Annotated in this window: 16 protein-coding genes; 7 read left to right on the top strand and 9 right to left on the bottom strand. The window is 67.7% G+C overall.

Annotation, left to right across the window (positions count from 1 at the left end):
- Positions 1-125 precede the first annotated feature (125 nt).
- Both GOY17_RS11725 and GOY17_RS11720 read left to right on the top strand, forming a co-directional pair.
- Positions 126-608, top strand: a complete 483-nt coding sequence (locus GOY17_RS11725) for a BON domain-containing protein (protein WP_157030542.1) — start codon at positions 126-128, stop codon at positions 606-608.
- 24 nt (positions 609-632) lie between these two features.
- On the top strand, positions 633-1,064 hold the full coding sequence (locus tag GOY17_RS11720; protein WP_157030541.1) for a VOC family protein: 432 nt from the start codon (positions 633-635) through the stop codon (positions 1,062-1,064).
- A 306-nt stretch (positions 1,065-1,370) separates the two neighbouring features.
- On the opposite strand, the gene GOY17_RS11715 is transcribed toward GOY17_RS11720, so the two are convergent.
- The gene (locus tag GOY17_RS11715) at positions 1,371-2,546 is read right to left on the bottom strand and encodes a serine hydrolase domain-containing protein (RefSeq protein WP_157030540.1); all 1,176 of its coding nucleotides are present in this window, start codon (positions 2,544-2,546) and stop codon (positions 1,371-1,373) included.
- A gap of 166 nt (positions 2,547-2,712) precedes the next feature.
- Here GOY17_RS11715 and GOY17_RS11710 point away from each other — a divergent pair, with 166 nt between their 5' ends.
- The gene (locus GOY17_RS11710) at positions 2,713-3,066 is read left to right on the top strand and encodes a YciI family protein (RefSeq protein WP_115841820.1); all 354 of its coding nucleotides are present in this window, start codon (positions 2,713-2,715) and stop codon (positions 3,064-3,066) included.
- Between the two features lie 30 nt (positions 3,067-3,096).
- On the opposite strand, the gene GOY17_RS11705 is transcribed toward GOY17_RS11710, so the two are convergent.
- Positions 3,097-4,461, bottom strand: a complete 1,365-nt coding sequence (locus GOY17_RS11705) for a cation:proton antiporter domain-containing protein (protein ID WP_157031705.1) — start codon at positions 4,459-4,461, stop codon at positions 3,097-3,099.
- A gap of 337 nt (positions 4,462-4,798) precedes the next feature.
- Here GOY17_RS11705 and GOY17_RS11700 point away from each other — a divergent pair, with 337 nt between their 5' ends.
- Positions 4,799-6,235: a pyridoxal phosphate-dependent decarboxylase family protein gene (locus GOY17_RS11700; protein ID WP_157030539.1), complete on the top strand. Its 1,437-nt coding sequence runs from the start codon at positions 4,799-4,801 to the stop codon at positions 6,233-6,235.
- A gap of 15 nt (positions 6,236-6,250) precedes the next feature.
- On the opposite strand, the gene GOY17_RS11695 is transcribed toward GOY17_RS11700, so the two are convergent.
- The gene (locus GOY17_RS11695) at positions 6,251-6,628 is read right to left on the bottom strand and encodes a response regulator (RefSeq protein WP_181902740.1); all 378 of its coding nucleotides are present in this window, start codon (positions 6,626-6,628) and stop codon (positions 6,251-6,253) included.
- Positions 6,629-6,756: 128 nt separating this feature from the next.
- On the opposite strand from GOY17_RS11695, the gene GOY17_RS11690 reads away from it, so the two are divergent.
- The 3 genes from GOY17_RS11690 to GOY17_RS11680 all read left to right on the top strand — a co-directional run bounded on the left by GOY17_RS11690 (position 6,757) and on the right by GOY17_RS11680 (position 10,787).
- Positions 6,757-9,432 carry a PAS domain-containing protein gene (locus tag GOY17_RS11690; RefSeq protein ID WP_157030538.1) on the top strand — a complete coding sequence of 892 codons (2,676 nt, stop codon included), beginning with the start codon at positions 6,757-6,759 and terminating at the stop codon, positions 9,430-9,432.
- Between the two features lie 109 nt (positions 9,433-9,541).
- On the top strand, positions 9,542-9,715 hold the full coding sequence (locus GOY17_RS11685; RefSeq protein ID WP_157030537.1) for a hypothetical protein: 174 nt from the start codon (positions 9,542-9,544) through the stop codon (positions 9,713-9,715).
- Between the two features lie 304 nt (positions 9,716-10,019).
- Positions 10,020-10,787: a TerC family protein gene (locus GOY17_RS11680; RefSeq protein WP_115841733.1), complete on the top strand. Its 768-nt coding sequence runs from the start codon at positions 10,020-10,022 to the stop codon at positions 10,785-10,787.
- Between the two features lie 499 nt (positions 10,788-11,286).
- Here GOY17_RS11680 and GOY17_RS11675 read toward each other — a convergent pair whose 3' ends face one another.
- The 6 genes from GOY17_RS11675 to GOY17_RS11650 all read right to left on the bottom strand — a co-directional run bounded on the left by GOY17_RS11675 (position 11,287) and on the right by GOY17_RS11650 (position 16,376).
- Entirely contained in the window at positions 11,287-11,859 is a 573-nt protein-coding gene (locus GOY17_RS11675; protein ID WP_115841732.1) for a mechanosensitive ion channel domain-containing protein, read from the bottom strand.
- Positions 11,860-11,982: 123 nt separating this feature from the next.
- A complete protein-coding gene (locus GOY17_RS11670; RefSeq protein WP_157030536.1) occupies positions 11,983-12,459 on the bottom strand; it encodes a VOC family protein in 477 nt (158 codons plus the stop codon).
- A 52-nt stretch (positions 12,460-12,511) separates the two neighbouring features.
- On the bottom strand, positions 12,512-13,408 hold the full coding sequence (locus tag GOY17_RS11665) for a hypothetical protein (protein WP_157030535.1): 897 nt from the start codon (positions 13,406-13,408) through the stop codon (positions 12,512-12,514).
- 63 nt (positions 13,409-13,471) lie between these two features.
- Positions 13,472-14,128, bottom strand: coding sequence for a glutathione S-transferase family protein (locus GOY17_RS11660; protein ID WP_157030534.1), 657 nt, complete (start codon positions 14,126-14,128; stop codon positions 13,472-13,474).
- A gap of 141 nt (positions 14,129-14,269) precedes the next feature.
- A complete protein-coding gene (locus GOY17_RS11655) occupies positions 14,270-15,394 on the bottom strand; it encodes a polysaccharide biosynthesis/export family protein (RefSeq protein ID WP_232338413.1) in 1,125 nt (374 codons plus the stop codon).
- Positions 15,395-15,611: 217 nt separating this feature from the next.
- A complete protein-coding gene (locus GOY17_RS11650; RefSeq protein WP_157030533.1) occupies positions 15,612-16,376 on the bottom strand; it encodes a YdcF family protein in 765 nt (254 codons plus the stop codon).
- Position 16,377: the final 1 nt, after the last annotated feature.

Raw genomic sequence — 16,377 nt, 5'->3', positions numbered from 1 at the left:
GGGCATTGCGCGCGAGCAGCCCCGTTAAGGTTCGAGTCGGCGAACCTTCGCGCGATGTTTCCGTGCGTTCTGGCAGGGTGGGGCTCCCGCGAGCCTGTCGAGGCCGAGTCAACCGAGGTGATCCCATGCACGAACGATCCGCACGCACTGCCCTGGGCACGCTCGCCAGCGCCGCGCTGACATTCGCGGCCGGCGCCCTGGTGATGTACCTCATGGATCCCAACGCCGGCCGCCGTCGCCGCGCGATCGTGCGCGATCGCGGTCTCTCGATGCGCAACGACGCCGAACGCTACGTTCGCGGCAAGTCCAAGCGCGCCGCCGATCGCCTGCGCGGCGTGGCGGCACGCACGCGCGCGAGCATGACGTCGGAGCCTATCGACGACGATCTGTTGCACGAGCGTATCCGTGCGCGCCTGGGTCGCCTGGTCGGACATCCGCACAACGTCGAAGTGCACGTGCGCGATGGACGCGTGCAGCTGAAGGGCCATGTAGCCGAAGAGGAATTCCATGACCTCCTGCACACGGTCGGATCGATGCGCGGCGTGCAGAATCTGGAAAGCCTGCTGCGCACGACATCGTCAACGCAGCCGCCATCGGCGCCGCACTGAGCGCAATCACACAAGGACGAGCACATGGAAACCCAGGAACTCCACCGCGGCCGGTTGATCGACCACGTGCAACTGGTCGTGCGCGATCTGCCGGCCAGCCGCCGTTTCTACGATGCGGTGTTCAAGGTGCTTGGCGTGCCGCTCGGCGGCACGCTCGATGATGGCGCCTTCTGGTACGACGAGTTGTTCGTCTCGACCGCCGACAGCGAAGCGGCGCAGGGCGAACTCACCGGCCGGCATCACCTGGCGTTCCAGGCGAAGGATCGCGCGGCGGTGGAGGCGTTCCACAAGGCGGCGCTCGCCGCGGGTGGTCGCGACAACGGCGCCGCCGGCGAGCGCCCGTACCATCCGGGGTATTACGCCGCGTTCGTGCTCGATCCGGACGGCAACAACATCGAAGCGGTGTACCACGGCGAGCACACCCGCAGCGCGCCTTCGGTGAAGGTGACGTTCTGAACGAATGGTCAAAATGTATTCCAGCTTTCGCTGGAATGACGACGTCGTCGGCTTTTAGCCCCTCTCCCGTCGGGAGAGGGGTTGAAGTGACAGGCAACGAAGCGGGAGCGGTGAACGAACGTTGCAGCGCAACGCTGCGGTGTTGCTTCGCACCGAATCGCGAAGATCAAAATGGGTTGCAGCTTTCGCTGGAATGACGGCATCTCTGATGCTTCAAGTCGGAGTGCCCAAACGACATAGGCCTCGGTCCCGGCCTACGCCGGGATGACGGCATGATAGGAACAGGACGCGGCACCGGACCTCTGGTCACTTCACCCGCGCCGCCAGCACCTTCCCGATGAACGTATCGAGCGCGTCGCCGCGATCGATCCAGCGCACGACGATCAGCAGATCGTTGTCGCGATCGATGTAGACGATGTTCTGGCCGTTGCCGCGGAAGGTGACGCTGCTTTCCGGCGCCGACGGCAGCGACTTGCGGTCGGTGTTGAGGAACCAGTTGCAGTAGCCGTATTCGGGGTTGTCGGCGCCGGGCGTGCGCGCCTTGGCGATCCATTCGCGCGAAACGATCTGCTTCCCGTCCCAGCGTCCATCGCGAAGGAAGAGATACCCGAAACGCGCCAGGTCCCACGCGTCGATGAACATGCCGCCGCCCCAGTGGCCGCCGCCCGAGACCGACTGCATCTTCTGCCCGTCCAGTTCGACCCACGAGTTGCGGTAGCCGTGCCAGCGCCAGCGCGTGCTTGCGCCGATGGGGTCCATCACGTTCTCGCGCAGCACCTCCGGCAGCGGGCGACGCCACACCTGCAATGCGGCCAGCGCCAGCACGTTCACGCGCACGTCGTTGTACATGTAGTGCGTGCCCGGTACGTGGCGCTCCCGGTTCGGCCATTGTTCCGGCGGACCCGACGGCCGGTCGCCCCAGTCCGGCTTGCCCCACAGCGTGCCCTGCCAGTCGCTGGTCTGGCGCAGCAGGTCCTCCCACGTGATCGGTGCGTTGTGTTCGGAGGTGAACAGGTCGACGTCGCGCGGCATGTAGTCGGCGGCGCGGTCGTTCGTGTCGCGGATCAGGCCGCGCTGCCACGCGATGCCGACGACCGTGCTCAGGAACGTCTTCGTGACGCTGTGGCTCATGTCGAGGCTGCGCGTGTCGCCGAACTCGGCCACGACCTTGCCGCGATGCACGATGATGCCGTTGAGCCCGGCGCGCACCGCGGTCGGGCCGATCTGGCCGTCGAAGAACGGCTCCTTCGCGCCGAAACTTTGCGCCAGCGCGACGGACTGGTCGCGCGGTTCCTTCGCCTCGTGCGCGATGGCGTAATCGATCGCCTCCTGCAGCCGCTTCGGATCGAAGCCCGACTGCGCCGGCGTGGCCCGCGCCCAGTCGCCGCGTGGCGGGAAATAGCCCTGTGCGAACGCCGGAGCGACCAGCAGCAGCCATAGCAGGAGGACGAAGCGGGCGTGCAGGGCGGCGGGGCGGGTCATCGGGCGCGTCGCAGGGGGCGGAAGGATCGCCGCAGCATAGCCGGCGGCGCGAGGGCCGACTTCGACGCCGTCTGTCGCTTCGGGACGTTTTGTCGATTCGGCCCGGTCCTGCTCGTCGTACCCACTGAAGGGCGCGCTCCCGCGCCCGCGAACCGAAGGAGATCCCATGCGTTTCATGTCCCTGATCCGAGTCGACGAAAACACCGGCCAGGTGCCGAGCCAGCGCCTGATCGACGAGATGACCGTGCTCATCGGCGAGATGCGCGCGGCCGGCAAGCTCGTCGATACCGGCGGCCTGCAGCCCACCGCGAAGGGCCGGCGCGTGCGGCTGCACGACGGCAAGCTGTCGAACATCGACGGCCCGTTCGCCGAGGCGAAGGAAGTCGTCGGCGGCTACGCCATCCTCGAAGCGGCCGATCTGGACGAAGCCACCGAACTCACGCGCCGCTTCGTCGCGATCCACGGCGACGAATGGAACATCGAGTGCGAGGTGCGGCAGATCGAGGAGCCGGGCATCTGATCCAACGCTGCGGCCGTGCCGCCGCTGCCCTCAGCGGCGCGCGCGTCGTTCGATCAGATCGAGCAGCGGTCCGGTCATGGCGGTGGTGACCAGCGCCATGATCACCAGCACGGCGAAGAGGCGGTCGCCGATCAGGCCCATCTCGTAGCCGAGGTTGAGCACGATCAGCTCCATCAGCCCGCGCGTGTTCATCAGCGCGCCCAGGCGCAGCGCGTCGGTGTTGGGCATGCCGGCGGTGCGCGCGGCGAGCCAGGTGCCCACGCCCTTGCCGAGCGTCGCGACCGCGATGACCACCACGCCGAGCAGCAGGTCCGACGCCTGCCAGCCCTCCACGCGCAGGCGCAGGCCGGTCATCGCGAAGAACAGTGGCAGCAGCAGCGAGATGGCGAACGGCTCCACGCGTTCGACCAGCAGGTGCCGCAGCCGCGCATTGCCCGACACGGCGATGCCGGCGAGGAATGCGCCGAACAGCGCGTGGATGCCCAGCGCCTCGGTGACCAGCGCGCACAGCAGCGCAAGCAGCAGCAACGCGATGAGCGCGCGGCCTTCGCGTTCGACGGTGATCTCGCGGCGGGAAATCCACGGGCGCGCGAGCGCCAGCACCGCCACCGCGAACAGCAGCGTGCCGGCCAGGCTCACCACCGCCGTCATCCAGCCGGTGGCCTGCACGGTGGCGACGATCACCGCGAGCAGGCACCACGCGCTGGCATCGCCAAGCGCGGCGCAGGCGATCGCGATGCGGCCCATTTCGGTCTGGGCGATGCCGCGGTCGGAGAGGATCCGCAGCAGCACCGGGAAGGCGGTGATCGACAGCGACACGCCCATGAACAACGCGAACCCGGCGAAGCCCACGCCCGCCGGCGCGTGTTCCGCGAACAACGCGAGCGCGAGCAGGACGCCGCAGAGGAACGGCAAGGCGATGCCCGCGTGGCTGACCAGCAGCGCGAACCCGCGCCGGCCGTTGAGGCTCGACAGGTCCAGTTCGGCGCCGGCGACGAACAGGAACATCAGCACGCCGAGCTGGCTCACCATGCCGAGCGCGCCGAGGCTTTCGGGTGCGAACAGCCAGCCCTGCACGTCCGGAGCGACGGCGCCGAACAACAGCGGGCCAAGCAGCAGGCCCGCGGCCATTTCGCCGATCACGGCTGGCTGCCCGAACCGGCGCAGCAACCACCCGGCGCCCTTCGCCACGCACAGCACGACCAGCAGCTGCAGCAGGAAGCGCGCGAGCGGGGTGGTCAGCGGGCCGTGCGTGGCGGCGGGTGCGGCGGAGGGCGGCGTTGGCGCGGATGTCAGGACGTCGGGAATCGGCAACCCATGGCGCGACATCGCCACGGCTGCGACCAGCGGCACCACGACCAGCAACAGGTAACGCCACGGGAACTTGGGTTGCATGCGATGCGGGTGGGACGTGGCCAAGGGGCGCTCCGGCGGCGATTCGACGGACTATAGCGGCCCGGCGCCCGGTTTCGCGCGTGGTTTGGCGTCCTCGCGAAGATCGAAATGTATTCCAGCGTTCGCTTGAGCGACGGCCAATGAGCCCCTCTCCCCTCGGGAGAGGGGTTGGGGTGAGGGGTAACGGAGCGATCACGTCGAACTGCCGCTTGGGCACAGCGCTGCGGTCTTGCTTCGGACAACTTGCGAAGCACCGCACACCCCTGATCCACACATTCTTAACGGCAAACCCCCACCACGCGCCTATGCTTCGGCCTCCTCCCGAGGACTGCGCGCCATGGCCACCGATCCCATCCCGTCGAGCCTGTTCCAGTCCGCCGTGTTCGACGAATACCTCGACAACGCCCGCATGCATGCCGGGCATTACCTGCGGCGCCTGCCGGACCGCCATGTCGCCGCGCGTGCCGGTCGCGACGAACTGCTGTCCGCGCTGCGCATACCGCTGCCGCAACACGGCGACGAAGGCGGCGAGGTGATCGACCTGCTCGCGCAGCAGGCCGAACGCGGCGCGGTCGCGTGCAATTCGCCGCGCTATTTCGGTTTCGTGGTCGGCGGCGCGTATCCGGTGGCGCTCGCCGCCGACTGGCTGGTGTCCACGTGGGACCAGAACGCCGGCATCTATGCGATCTCGCCGCTGGTGTCGGTGGTGGAGGAGGTCGCCGGGCAATGGCTGCTCGACCTGTTCGACCTGCCGCGCGAAAGCGGCGTCGGGTTCGTCACCGGCTGCCAGATGGCGAACTTCACCTGCCTGGCCGCCGCGCGCCACCAGATGCTGCGACGCGCCGGCTGGGACGTCGAAGCCGACGGCCTTCAGGGCGCGCCGCGGCTGCACGTCGTGGCGTCGGCCGAATCGCACGTCACCATCGACGTCGCGCTGCGTTACCTCGGCCTGGGCACGCGTTCGGTGCATCGCGTGGAAACCGACGCGCAGGGGCGCATGAACGCCGATCGCCTGCGCAAGGTCGTCGCGTCAATCGAAGGGCCGATGATCGTCTGCGCGCAGGCCGGCAACGTGAACACCGGTGCGTTCGACCCGCTGCGCGAGGTCGCCGAGGTCGTGCGCGAACGTGGCGCGTGGCTGCACGTGGATGGCGCGTTCGGGTTGTGGGCGCGCGCCAGCGAATCGCTGCGCGGCCTGGCCGATGGCATCGAACTCGCCGATTCGTGGGCGACGGACGCGCACAAATGGCTCAACGTGCCCTACGACTGCGGCGTCGCGATCGTGCGCCACGCGCAGGATCATCGCGAGGCGATGACCTCGCAGGCCGCCTACCTGATCCAGACGCACGGCGAGGAACGCGACGCGGTGGACTGGGTGCCCGAGTTCTCGCGTCGTGCGCGCGGCGTTCCCGTATACGCGACGCTGCGTGCGCTGGGGAAGGGCGGCGTGCAGGACCTGATCGACGCCAGTTGCGAACGCGCCCGGCAGATGGCCGACGCGCTGCGCACCGCCGATGGCGTGCAGGTGCTGAACGACGTCGTGCTCAACCAGGTGCTGGTGCGCTTCGGCGATGACGACGACCTCACCCGTGCGGTGATCGCCGGCGTGCAGCGCGACGGCACGTGCTGGCTCGGTGGCACGACGTGGCAGGGCAAGGCCGCGATGCGCATTTCGGTGTCGAACTGGGCGACCAGCGAGGACGATGCGGAGCGCAGCGTCGCGGCGATCCTGCGCGTGTTCCACGCGCTGCACGCCGCGGCGGGAACCGCATAACGATCGAGGGCGACGTCAACCCACGCGGACGAGGTGCGAGTTCAGTTCTCGCACCAGTTCGGCCAGACCAACCGGCTTGCGGCAGCGCGGAATGTCGCCGTAGATCGCCGGCAGCGCGCTGTCGTCATAGCCGGTGAGGAACAGCATCGGCACGCCGCGTCCGCGCAGTGCTTCGACCACCGCGAAGGAGGTCTCGTCGCCCAGGTTCACGTCGAGCAGCGCGCCGTCGAGCACGGTCGCCAGCGCGATGCCGCGCAGCGCGCCCTGGACATCGGGGTAGGGGCCGACGATGGTCGCGCCTTCCAGTTCGAGCGCTTCCTGCAGCCCCGAGGCGAGGAGATAGTCGTCCTCCACCAGCAGGAGGTGGAGACCGCGGAGGCCAGCGTCGCGCATGGGATCTCTCCTCGGGTTTACCCGCATTGTTCGCGCCGAAAAGTTAAGGCCGCGAGACGGCCACGCATTCACGCAGCGCCCACGGTACAGGAGCGGATCGTGTCCGCGAGCCCGCCCGGAGCCCGCCCGTGACCGTCCATCCCGTTGCGACGTCCACGTCAGGTGCCGAGGCCTCCAGTTTCCTCGGCATGGTGCTGGCCGATCGCGGCGACCGCCGGCGCGCGGCCTGCGTCGCCGTCGTGCTGTTGCTGGCCTTCGCGGCGACGGCGCCGTTCGCCGGGCGCGCGCTACCGGCGGTGCCGACCTTCGTTCCGGCCTACGACGCGGCGGTGATGGTGCTGGCGTCGATCGCCGCGTTGATGCTGCACGCGCAGTATCGCGACCTGCACCAGCGCAGCTTCCTGTGGCTGGCCTGCGGTTATCTGTACGGCGCGCTGTTCGCGTTGCTGCACGGCCTGAGTTTCCCCGATGCCTTCGTCAGCGGCAGCCTGTTCGGCGACTCGCAAACCACCGTGTGGCTGTGGATCTTCTGGCATGGCGCGTCGCCGCTGTTCGTCGTCGCGTATGCGCTGGCCGGTACCGGGCGCTGGCGCAACGGCGGATGGCCGCTGCATCGCGTCGCGTATCCGGCGGTGGTCCTTTCGGTCGTGCTGATCGCGCTGGCGCTGGTGCGCCTGGACGATCGTCTGCCGCAATTGCTGGTGAGCGTGCAATACCGGCCGCTGATGACGCGCCTGATCGGGACCGCGGTCTGGACCGTGCACCTGATCGCGATCGCGTTGCTGATCTGGCGCACGCGGCTGCGACGACTGCTCGACCTGTGGCTGTGCGTGACGCTGCTGGCGGCGGTGATCGAACTGGCGCTCAGCGGGATGATGATCAGTGCCCGTTATCAGCTGGGTTTCTACATCGGTCGCGTGTACGGGCTGGTCGGCACGCTGGTGATGCTCGGGCTGCTGCTGCGCCACGCGTTGCTGCTGCAGGGGCGGCTGGTGCGCGCGGCCTCGGCGCTGCACGACAGCGAGCGCCGCTACCGCGACCTGTTCGACAGCATGGGCGAGGCGTTCTACATCGGCGAAGTCGTGAAGGACGAGGAAGGGCGCATCGTCGACCTGCAGTTCCTGCAGGAAAACCCGATGGCGCGTCGCTACATCGGACGCGACATCGCAGGCCGGCGGTTGTCGGAGGTCGTGCCGGACTTCGACCAGGAATGGCTGGACATCGTCGAGCAGGTCATCCGCACCGGCAAGGAACGCTCGCTCGAACGACCTTCGGCGCGCGTGCAGCGCTATTTCCGCTATCGCGTGTTCCGGCTGAAGGGTCGGCAGAAACAGGTCGGCATCCTGTTCCAGGACATCAAGCCGCGCCGCGACGCGGAACTCGCGTTGCGCGACAGCGAGGAGCGCTTCCGCCAGTTCGGCCAGGCCGCGTCCAGCGTGCTGTGGATCCGCAACGCCGACACGCTGGAGCTGGAATACGTCAGCGCGGCGTTCGAGACCATCTGCGGACGGCGCTGCGACGCGGTGGTCGGCAGCGGCTTCGATGCGTGGCTGGCGATGGTGCACCCGGACGATCGCGAAGCCGTGCGCCGCGCGGTGCGCCGCGTGCAGCAGGGCGAACGCGTGGAACAGGAGTACCGGATCCTGCACGGCGAAACCGGCGACGAACTCTGGCTGCTGGGCACCGAATTCCCGATGCGCGACGACGACTGCCGCATCAACCGCATCGGCGGCATCGCGCAGGACGCGACGCTGCTGAAGAAGGCGCAGTTCCGCCTGAGCGAGAGCGAGGAGCGCCTGCGCAGCGCGATCGAGGTCGGCCGCCTGGCGACCTGGGACTGGAACCTGACCACGGGCGAGGTCGCCTGGTCGGACGAGCACTACCGCATCGAAGGCTATCTGCCCGGCGAGGTCGTGCCGAGCTACGACGCCTGGGTCGCGCGCGTGCACCCGGACGACCGCGAGACGTCCGAAGCCGCGGTGCGGCAGGCGATGCTCACCGGTGGCGAATACGCGCGCGAGGTGCGCTTCCTGCATCCCGACGGCAGCGTGCACTGGGCCAACGCACGAGGCCGCTTCTTCTACGACGCCGCGGGCCGGCCCGTGCGCATGGTCGGTTCGATGATCGACACCACGCTTCGGCGCGAGTACGAGGACGCCCAGCGCGTGCTGGTGGCCGAACTCCAGCACCGCACGCGCAACCTCATCGCCGTGGTGCGCTCGATTTCCGACCGGACGCTGCGCGAAAGCGCCGACATGGCGCAGTTCGCGACCGTGTTCAGCGAACGGCTGGGCTCGCTGGCGCGCGTGCAGGGATTGCTGTCGCGCCTGAAGGAAGGCCAGCGCGTGACCTTCGACGAACTGCTGCGCATGGAACTGGCGGCGCACCTGGACGCGCAGGACGGCTCGCGTTTCACGCTGTCCGGGCCGGACGGCGTGACGCTGCGCTCCTCCAGCGTGCAGCCGCTGGCGCTGGCCATCCACGAGCTCATCACCAACGCGGTCAAGTACGGCGCGCTGCGCGACCCCGCCGGGTACCTGCGCATCGCCTGGAGCGTGCAGGACGAGGACGGCCGCCCGTGGCTGCACGTGGACTGGCGCGAGACCGGCGTGGTGCCGCCGGCCGCCTGCGACGTGGAGCGCGGCAGCGGCGCCGGGCGCGAGCTGATCGAGCGGGCGCTGCCGTACCAGTTCGGCGCGCGCACGACGTACGAACTCACCGATGCCGGCGTCCACTGCACCATCGCCATGCCGATTTCGCGCCGCGAAATGGCGTCACCGCACGGTCATGACGCGCGGTTATGAAGGCATGAAACATGGCGCGTGCCGGCGACGTCGCGGCGAATGCCTGCTTCGCTCCGGCTTAACCTGCCTGCCCTGATTCTGTTTGCCCGAACCGACAGGTTTTTCCCCCATGGCCACCCGCAAGCTTCCGACTCCTCCCCAGGCGCCGGCCGCGATCTCGACCCGTCCCCGGATGCCGCGTCTGGTTCGTCTGCCGCGCAGGGAAGACGCGCGCAAACCCACGCGCGCCGATCGCGCCGAACACCAGATGCGCCTGCGCCGGCTGAGTGCGGGTCATGCCTGAACGTCTCGTTCCGTTGCGGTGATCCGCCCGTGCTAGGATCGCCGCAGAAGGGGAGTAGCTCCATCGTGCTGTCGCCGTCATTACGGGTCGTCCTGCAACGGGACCGGCCCCGGTGCAGCAGCAGGCCGCAGGCCTGTGAGCAAGACCTTCGCCGTAAAGCCACGGCGAAGGTGCGTCCGGATCAAGCCCGATCGAAGGATCGTCGGTTGCTCGCGATGAGCGACGGCGAAGGGCGGGTGATCGATCCGACGGATGCGTTTCGCGCGTGGGTTGCGGCTCCCGCCCACCGAACCGAATCCATCCGATGGACATCTTTCTAAACCCCGAAATCTGGATCGCCCTGGCTACGTTGACGGCGCTCGAGCTCGTGCTCGGCATCGACAACATCATTTTCATCTCCATCCTGTCCGGCAAGCTGCCGCCGCACCAGCGCGACAAGGCGCGCAAGCTTGGCATCGCGCTGGCCGCGATCACCCGCCTGGGCCTGCTGCTGACCATCGCGTGGATCGTGAGCCTCACCAAGCCGCTGTTCGAAGTCTTCGGCAACGAATTCTCGTGGCGCGACCTGATCCTCATCGGCGGCGGCCTGTTCCTGATCGCCAAGGCCACGCACGAAATCCACCAGAAGCTCGAAGGCGCCAGCGAAGCGGTCTCGACCGGCAAGGTCGTCGGCGCGACCTTCGGCAGCGTGATCGCGCAGATCATGGTGCTGGACATCGTCTTCTCGCTGGACTCGATCATCACCGCCGTGGGCATGGTGGACGAGCGCTGGGTGATGGTGGCCGCGATTTTGATCTCGATCGTCTTCATGCTGGCCTTCGCCAAGCCGATCGGCGATTTCGTCGAACGCCATCCGACGGTGAAGATCCTCGCGCTGAGCTTCCTGATCATGATCGGCTTGGTGCTGATCGCCGACGGCTTCGGCCAGCACATCAGCAAGGGCTACATCTACACGGCGATGGCCTTCTCGGTGTTCGTCGAGATGATCAACCTGTGGATCCGCAAGCGCGAAGCGCGCAAGACCGAGCCGGTCAAGCTGCGCGAGCGGTACGAGGAAGTGCCGTCGGAGTGAGGCGGCACGGATGGATCCCGCCTGAGCGGGATGACCGCACCAAGAGGCGTCATCCCCGCGAAGGCGGGGATCCAACTGTCGGTGCTGTCATGGCCTCCGACGAGCGTGATGCCTCGCACGGATGGATACCCGCTTGCGCGGGAATGACAGCTAATAGCAACGTCATCCCCGCGAAGGCGGGGATCCAACTGTCGGTGCCGTCATGGCTTCCGAAGGGCGTGATGCGTCGGATCGATGGATTCCCGCCTTCGCGGGAATGACAGCTAATAGCAACGTCATCCCCGCGAAGGCGGGATCCAACTGTCGGCGCTGTCATGGCTTCCGGAGAGCGTGATGCGTCGGGCGGATGGATTCCCGCCTGCGCGGGAATGACAGCAAAGTCGAATGGATGGATTGCCGCCTTCGCGGGAATGACGGCGAAAAAGCATGTCATACCGACAACGCCCTTGTGCTCCTTGCCGCGCCGCGCGGTCAACCAATCACGATCACGGTCAACCGATCACGACGCCCCCCGCCAGCGCCGGATCGAACGCTGGAAAAACTGGCTGTTCGGTATCTGCAGCGTCGTGTCCGAGCCGTCCGCCCGCGTTTCCTGCAGCGTCGTGTAGATCAGGTTGATGTCGACCACGCGGCCCTTGAGGCCCGGCTTCTCGCCGTTCTCCAGCAGTTCGATCTCGTCGTGCAGGCGGAACGGGCGCGAGGTGAGGATCAGGAACGTGCAGAAGATGTTCGACAGCACGCTCCACGCCGCGAAGAACGCCACCGCCGCGACCGCGGCGAATCCGGTGATCGCCGTCCACAACACCGACGCCGACACGCCCAGGCGCTGCAGGATCAGGAAAGTGGCCGCGACGTAGATCAGCGTGCCCATCACGCGCCGCGCGCCGATGGTCATTTCGACCGGCAACTCGTAGCGCGCGCACACGCGGTTGAGCGCCTTGCGCAGCAGCAGCCGCAACAACCACGCGGCAACGAGGATCAGTGCCGCTTCGCCCAGCGGCACGACCAGGTCGACGCCGTCGCGCACCCATTTCGCGTTCGGCAGGTGCCCTGCGGGAGAGAACACGTTCATCGCGTGGTTCCTGCGCGCGATGCGCGATGCGGTCGAGCGTGCAAGGGGATGCGTTCGTATCGGGATGCGGTGTTCATGCCGCAAGCGTAATCGCTGATCGCGGCGGCGAGTAGCGCGAGGAGCTTACGTGTGGTCCGTTTCGTACTGTTTGGCCCACTCTGCGCCACGCCGGCGCATCTCGTCCTCGTCGACGTCTTCGACATGCGTGCCGAGCATCCAACGATGGCCGAAGGGATCCACCACCGTGCCCGTGCGGTCGCCCCAGAACTGGTTCTCCACCGCCTGCAAAACCGTCGCGCCGGCCTTGATTGCGCGCTCGAAAGCCGCGTCCACGTCGTCGACGTACACCAGCAGGCTGCCGGTGGTGCCGCCACGCGATTCCGGGCCCAGCGCGTCCCATTCGGGGAACTCGTCCGACAGCATGAAGCGCGCATCGCCGATGCGCATCTCGGCATGCGCGACCTTGCCGCCGACGTCGAGGCGATAGGTGAGCGTTGCGCCGAAGGCGGCTTCGTAGAAGGCGATCGCATCCTTCGCATCGCCCACGACGATGCCCGGCGTGATGCGGTGATGTCCCGGCGGAATCGGATCGACGGCCATGGCGTGCGCTCCCGGCGGCAAAGCGCGAGCATGCGCGCGGGCGCGTGATGCCTCAGTAGAACGCGACGCCCGGCCGCAGCACCAGCTGGAACACCAGCAGCAGCGCGATGGCCCCGAGCAGGGGCGTCACGATCGCGCGCAAAGGCGTGCCCGTCGCCTGCGCATCGCGAACGCGCCATGCGCCGGCGAGCATCCACAGCGCCCCGGGGACGCCGACGATCAGCGGCAGCAGCACGACTTCCAGCATTTCGCGCGGCACGCGGAAGGGAATCACCAGCGCCGTGCCGATCAGCATCGGCAGCGCGATCGTCTGCAGCACGAAGCGCGTACGCGCCGCCGGCGTGGCGACGGCTGCCGGCTCGTCGGCCAGCTCGAGCGCGGGTCGCACCAGCGCGAGCGACACGACGACGATGGCGGCCAGCGCGATCAAGGCCGCGATGAATTTCGTCTCCGGCGAGAGGCCGAAGTACACCATCGCCATGCCGACGTCGCTGCCCGTGCTCAGTGCGCCGATCACCACCTGCGGCAACGCCATCAGCAGCCCGCAATACGCCATCCACAGGACGAACAACCGCCACGCAACAGAACGCGGACGACCCGCGCGCACCGCGAACAGGCACGCCAGGCCGACAATGGCGGTCGCCAGCGCACCGGTGCCCTGGAACAGGCTCGCCAGCGGGTTCTCGCCGGTCCACAGGTGGTTGTTGTGGAACAGCGTCGGCTGCAATCCCGGCGTGAGCGCCTTCGGCACGACGAGGAAGACTTCCTGCACGAAGAACGTCAGGTTGAAGGCGAGCGCGTAGAGCAGGGCGGACACCAGGACGGTCCTCCAGCTCCAGCGCATGCGCGCCGCGCGCGCCGGCGTGGTCGACTTCGAGGCGAACAGGCCCGCCAGCGCGAGCAGTGCCGGCCCGGCCAGCAGCACGATGGCGGTGATGATGAGCAACATGCGCGGTCCCCGAACGAGCAGCGCGCATGATGCCCGTGTCGCGGCAACGGGGTCCAGTCGCGCCTAATCCCGATCGGGCGCGCCGAGCGGGAAGTAGGAGCGGTACGGCCGCGCTTCGTCCACGGCGCGCGCGAACGCAGGACGTGCAAGCAGGCGCTCGCGATAGGCGCGCACGTTCGCGTAACGCGGACCGATGCGGTGCGTCCAGTCCGCGTAGAACAGGAACGGCCCCGCGCCGCAATCGGCCAGGCTGAAGCGCGAGCCGGCGGCCCATTCGCGGTTCGCCATCACGCCGTCGAGCCAGCCGTAGGCGTTTTCGAGCATGTCGCGCGCTTCCTCGACGCCGCGCGTGTCGCGTTCGGCTTCCGGGCGCAGTGCATCGAACACGAACTTCTGCTGCGGCGTGGAGATGTAGTGGTCGAAGAAGCGGTCCATCATCCGCACCTCGATCGCCTCATCGGCATCGTCCGGGATCAGCTTCACCGGGCCGGGATGATGCACGTGCAGGTATTCGATGATGCAGCTGGCTTCGGCGACCATGCGGCCTTCCTCGACCATGACCGGGAAGCGCCGCACGGGCCACATCGCGACCAGCTCGCGCCAGGCGTCGCACTCGGGCGACTCCAGCAGTTTCCATTCGAACGGCGTGCCGTTCTCGTACAGCGCGGTCAGGACCTTCTGCGAATACGAGGAGAACGGGTGGGCATACAGCTGCAGCATGGGCGCTCCGGATGACGAGGCGGCTCGCCTCATCTTCCCCGACGAGCGCAGGGCCTGCGAATCGACATCCGGCATTCGCACAAAGAGAAAGAGGAGCCGAAGCTCCTCTTTCTCCTCCCACCCACGCTTGAATCTTGGCCGTTACCGCGTCAGGTCGTACTGGGCCGAGGCGGCGTTGGTCACGAGCGAGGACAGCGGCAGCAGCTGCGACAGGAAGCGGTTCCAGCGCGTCACGCCGGCCGGGCCGACCCACACGACGTCGCCGGGCTTCAGCCGGAACTTGTCGCCGAGCGCGAAGGCCACCGGCGACTTCGCATCGAGCTGGTACACCGTGGTGGCGCCCTGCGTCGCTTGCGGCGTTCCCATGTCTTCGAGCCCGCGGATCACGTAGACCGCCTCACCCTTGGAGGTGATGGGATTCAAACCGCCCGCGCGACCCAACGCCTGCGTGAGCGTGACATCGGTCGTCTTGAACGTGAGCGCCTGCGGACGCGCGACTTCGCCGATGACGTAGACCTCCTTGCGGTCGTTGAACGGCAGGAAGAGGCGGTCGCCCGGCTTGAGGTAGATGTCCTGCGCGACGTTGCCGTCGCGGTTGAGCGCATCCAGGTCGAGGTTGTAGTTGCGTCCGTCGCGGGTGAGCACCAGCCCCGACAGATCGGCCTGCGCGACGTCGATGCGCGCGCGACCCACGACCTGCGACAGCGTCATCGGAACCGTCGTCACGTCCTGCGGCGTGGTGTCGACGAATGCGCCCTGCAGTGCGACGCGGCTACCGAAGCCGACCACGTTGACGTCGAGCTGCGGATTGGTGAGGTACTTCGCCAGGCGCGAGGTCAGCGTGCTGCGCAGGTCCTCGATCGTCATGCCGGTGACGTTGAGCTTGCCGGCATACGGGAAGTAGAACGTGCCGTCCGGCTGCACCAGGCGGCCGTTGGTCACGGCCTGCTGCTGGTTGCCGGCAGGCGTGGTGAGTTCGGGGTGATCCCACACGGTGACGATGAGCGTATCGCCGGGCTGGATCTTGTAGGTCTCGCCGCGGAACGCCAGCAGTTCCTGCGGTACGACGGCCTTGGGCGCGGGCGCGGAGACGACGTCGGAGGTGATCGGGATCATCTTCACCTCGCCCCCGACGAAGCGCGAATCCTGTATGTCGCCTCGCGTCATCTGCTGGCCGGTGCACCCGGTGATGACGGTCGCGATCGCGACCGAGCAGGCAAGAGTGAGCGTCTTCAATGCATGGCCCTCGGGTTCTTGGCGCGACATGCGCGGCTGGTCAGCTGCGCGATGCCCTTCGTCACCATTTCCATGCGGGACGCGGCCGGTGGAACGACGTTGTGAACGTAGCGATGTCCTTGTGTTCGCCACGGAAGCCTAGATCGCGCATGGCGCACACGGCGTGATGCCATGAGCGGGCAGTGCAGTTGCATTCAGTGATGCGAACGAGCGAATGAATGGCGGTGTGACCCGTGCCACACGTCGTTCAGTTCCGTAGACGCGACATCACGATCGCTCCCATTTCCTTGATCGCGCGTCCACTCCGCCATAACGCACGACCCGACGGAAGCCAGCGTTGTGTCCAGCGTTCGCGCTTGCCGCTTTCGGGAACCGGCACGGGCGTGATTTCAACACCGGCCTTGCGGAACTCGATCACGGCACGGGTCATGTGGAGCGAGGAGGTCACCAGCAGGATGCGATCGAAGCCGTGTTCGCGGGCGATCTGCGCGGTGTAGCGCGCGTTGTCGCGCGTGTTGCGGCTCTTTGTTTCAAGCAGCAGTGCATCCTGCGGAACGCCCAGGCGCTGGATGGCGTTCTCCATGAGGCGCGCTTCGCTCGCGGCTTCGTTTCCACCATTGTCGCCGCCGCCGGACAGCACGATGACCGGCGCCTTTCCCTCGAGCCATGCACGCGCCCCCGCGGCGAGGCGGCTGTTCTCGAGGTCGTAGGCCGTGACGTTCTGGCGTTCGAGCCAGTAGAAGTGCGTGGCGCCGCCGAGTACGACGATCGCGTCGGCCTGCGGCAAGGTGGATTCATCGACGGGCGGATATCGGCTTTCGAGCCGGCCGCGCACCCAGTCCGAAACGCTCGGGATGGCGAGCAATGCGGACCATGCGACGGCGAGCACGGCCGTGGCCATGGCGATGCGACGCCAGCGGATGAGTGCGAACAGCGCCGCGACGATGAGCAGCGCGACGGACAGGGCAGGGGGAAACGTCAGGGCGACAAGCAACGATTGCAGGGCCTGCATG

Origin of the sequence: Lysobacter soli, assembly GCF_009755585.1 — a bacterium.
Classification (GTDB): domain Bacteria; phylum Pseudomonadota; class Gammaproteobacteria; order Xanthomonadales; family Xanthomonadaceae; genus Lysobacter_J; species Lysobacter_J soli.
This window is presented reverse-complemented; position numbering and strand designations above follow the sequence as displayed.

Coding starts and splice junctions, on each gene's coding strand:
- GOY17_RS11725 (WP_157030542.1), top strand. CDS start 126: ATGCACGAACGATCCGCACGCACTGCCCTGGGCACGCTCGCCAGCGCC.
- GOY17_RS11720 (WP_157030541.1), top strand. CDS start 633: ATGGAAACCCAGGAACTCCACCGCGGCCGGTTGATCGACCACGTGCAA.
- GOY17_RS11715 (WP_157030540.1), bottom strand. CDS start 2,546: ATGACCCGCCCCGCCGCCCTGCACGCCCGCTTCGTCCTCCTGCTATGG.
- GOY17_RS11710 (WP_115841820.1), top strand. CDS start 2,713: ATGCGTTTCATGTCCCTGATCCGAGTCGACGAAAACACCGGCCAGGTG.
- GOY17_RS11705 (WP_157031705.1), bottom strand. CDS start 4,461: ATGCAACCCAAGTTCCCGTGGCGTTACCTGTTGCTGGTCGTGGTGCCG.
- GOY17_RS11700 (WP_157030539.1), top strand. CDS start 4,799: ATGGCCACCGATCCCATCCCGTCGAGCCTGTTCCAGTCCGCCGTGTTC.
- GOY17_RS11695 (WP_181902740.1), bottom strand. CDS start 6,628: ATGCGCGACGCTGGCCTCCGCGGTCTCCACCTCCTGCTGGTGGAGGAC.
- GOY17_RS11685 (WP_157030537.1), top strand. CDS start 9,542: ATGGCCACCCGCAAGCTTCCGACTCCTCCCCAGGCGCCGGCCGCGATC.
- GOY17_RS11680 (WP_115841733.1), top strand. CDS start 10,020: ATGGACATCTTTCTAAACCCCGAAATCTGGATCGCCCTGGCTACGTTG.
- GOY17_RS11675 (WP_115841732.1), bottom strand. CDS start 11,859: ATGAACGTGTTCTCTCCCGCAGGGCACCTGCCGAACGCGAAATGGGTG.
- GOY17_RS11670 (WP_157030536.1), bottom strand. CDS start 12,459: ATGGCCGTCGATCCGATTCCGCCGGGACATCACCGCATCACGCCGGGC.
- GOY17_RS11665 (WP_157030535.1), bottom strand. CDS start 13,408: ATGTTGCTCATCATCACCGCCATCGTGCTGCTGGCCGGGCCGGCACTG.
- GOY17_RS11660 (WP_157030534.1), bottom strand. CDS start 14,128: ATGCTGCAGCTGTATGCCCACCCGTTCTCCTCGTATTCGCAGAAGGTC.
- GOY17_RS11655 (WP_232338413.1), bottom strand. CDS start 15,394: ATGTCGCGCCAAGAACCCGAGGGCCATGCATTGAAGACGCTCACTCTT.
- GOY17_RS11650 (WP_157030533.1), bottom strand. CDS start 16,376: ATGCAGGCCCTGCAATCGTTGCTTGTCGCCCTGACGTTTCCCCCTGCC.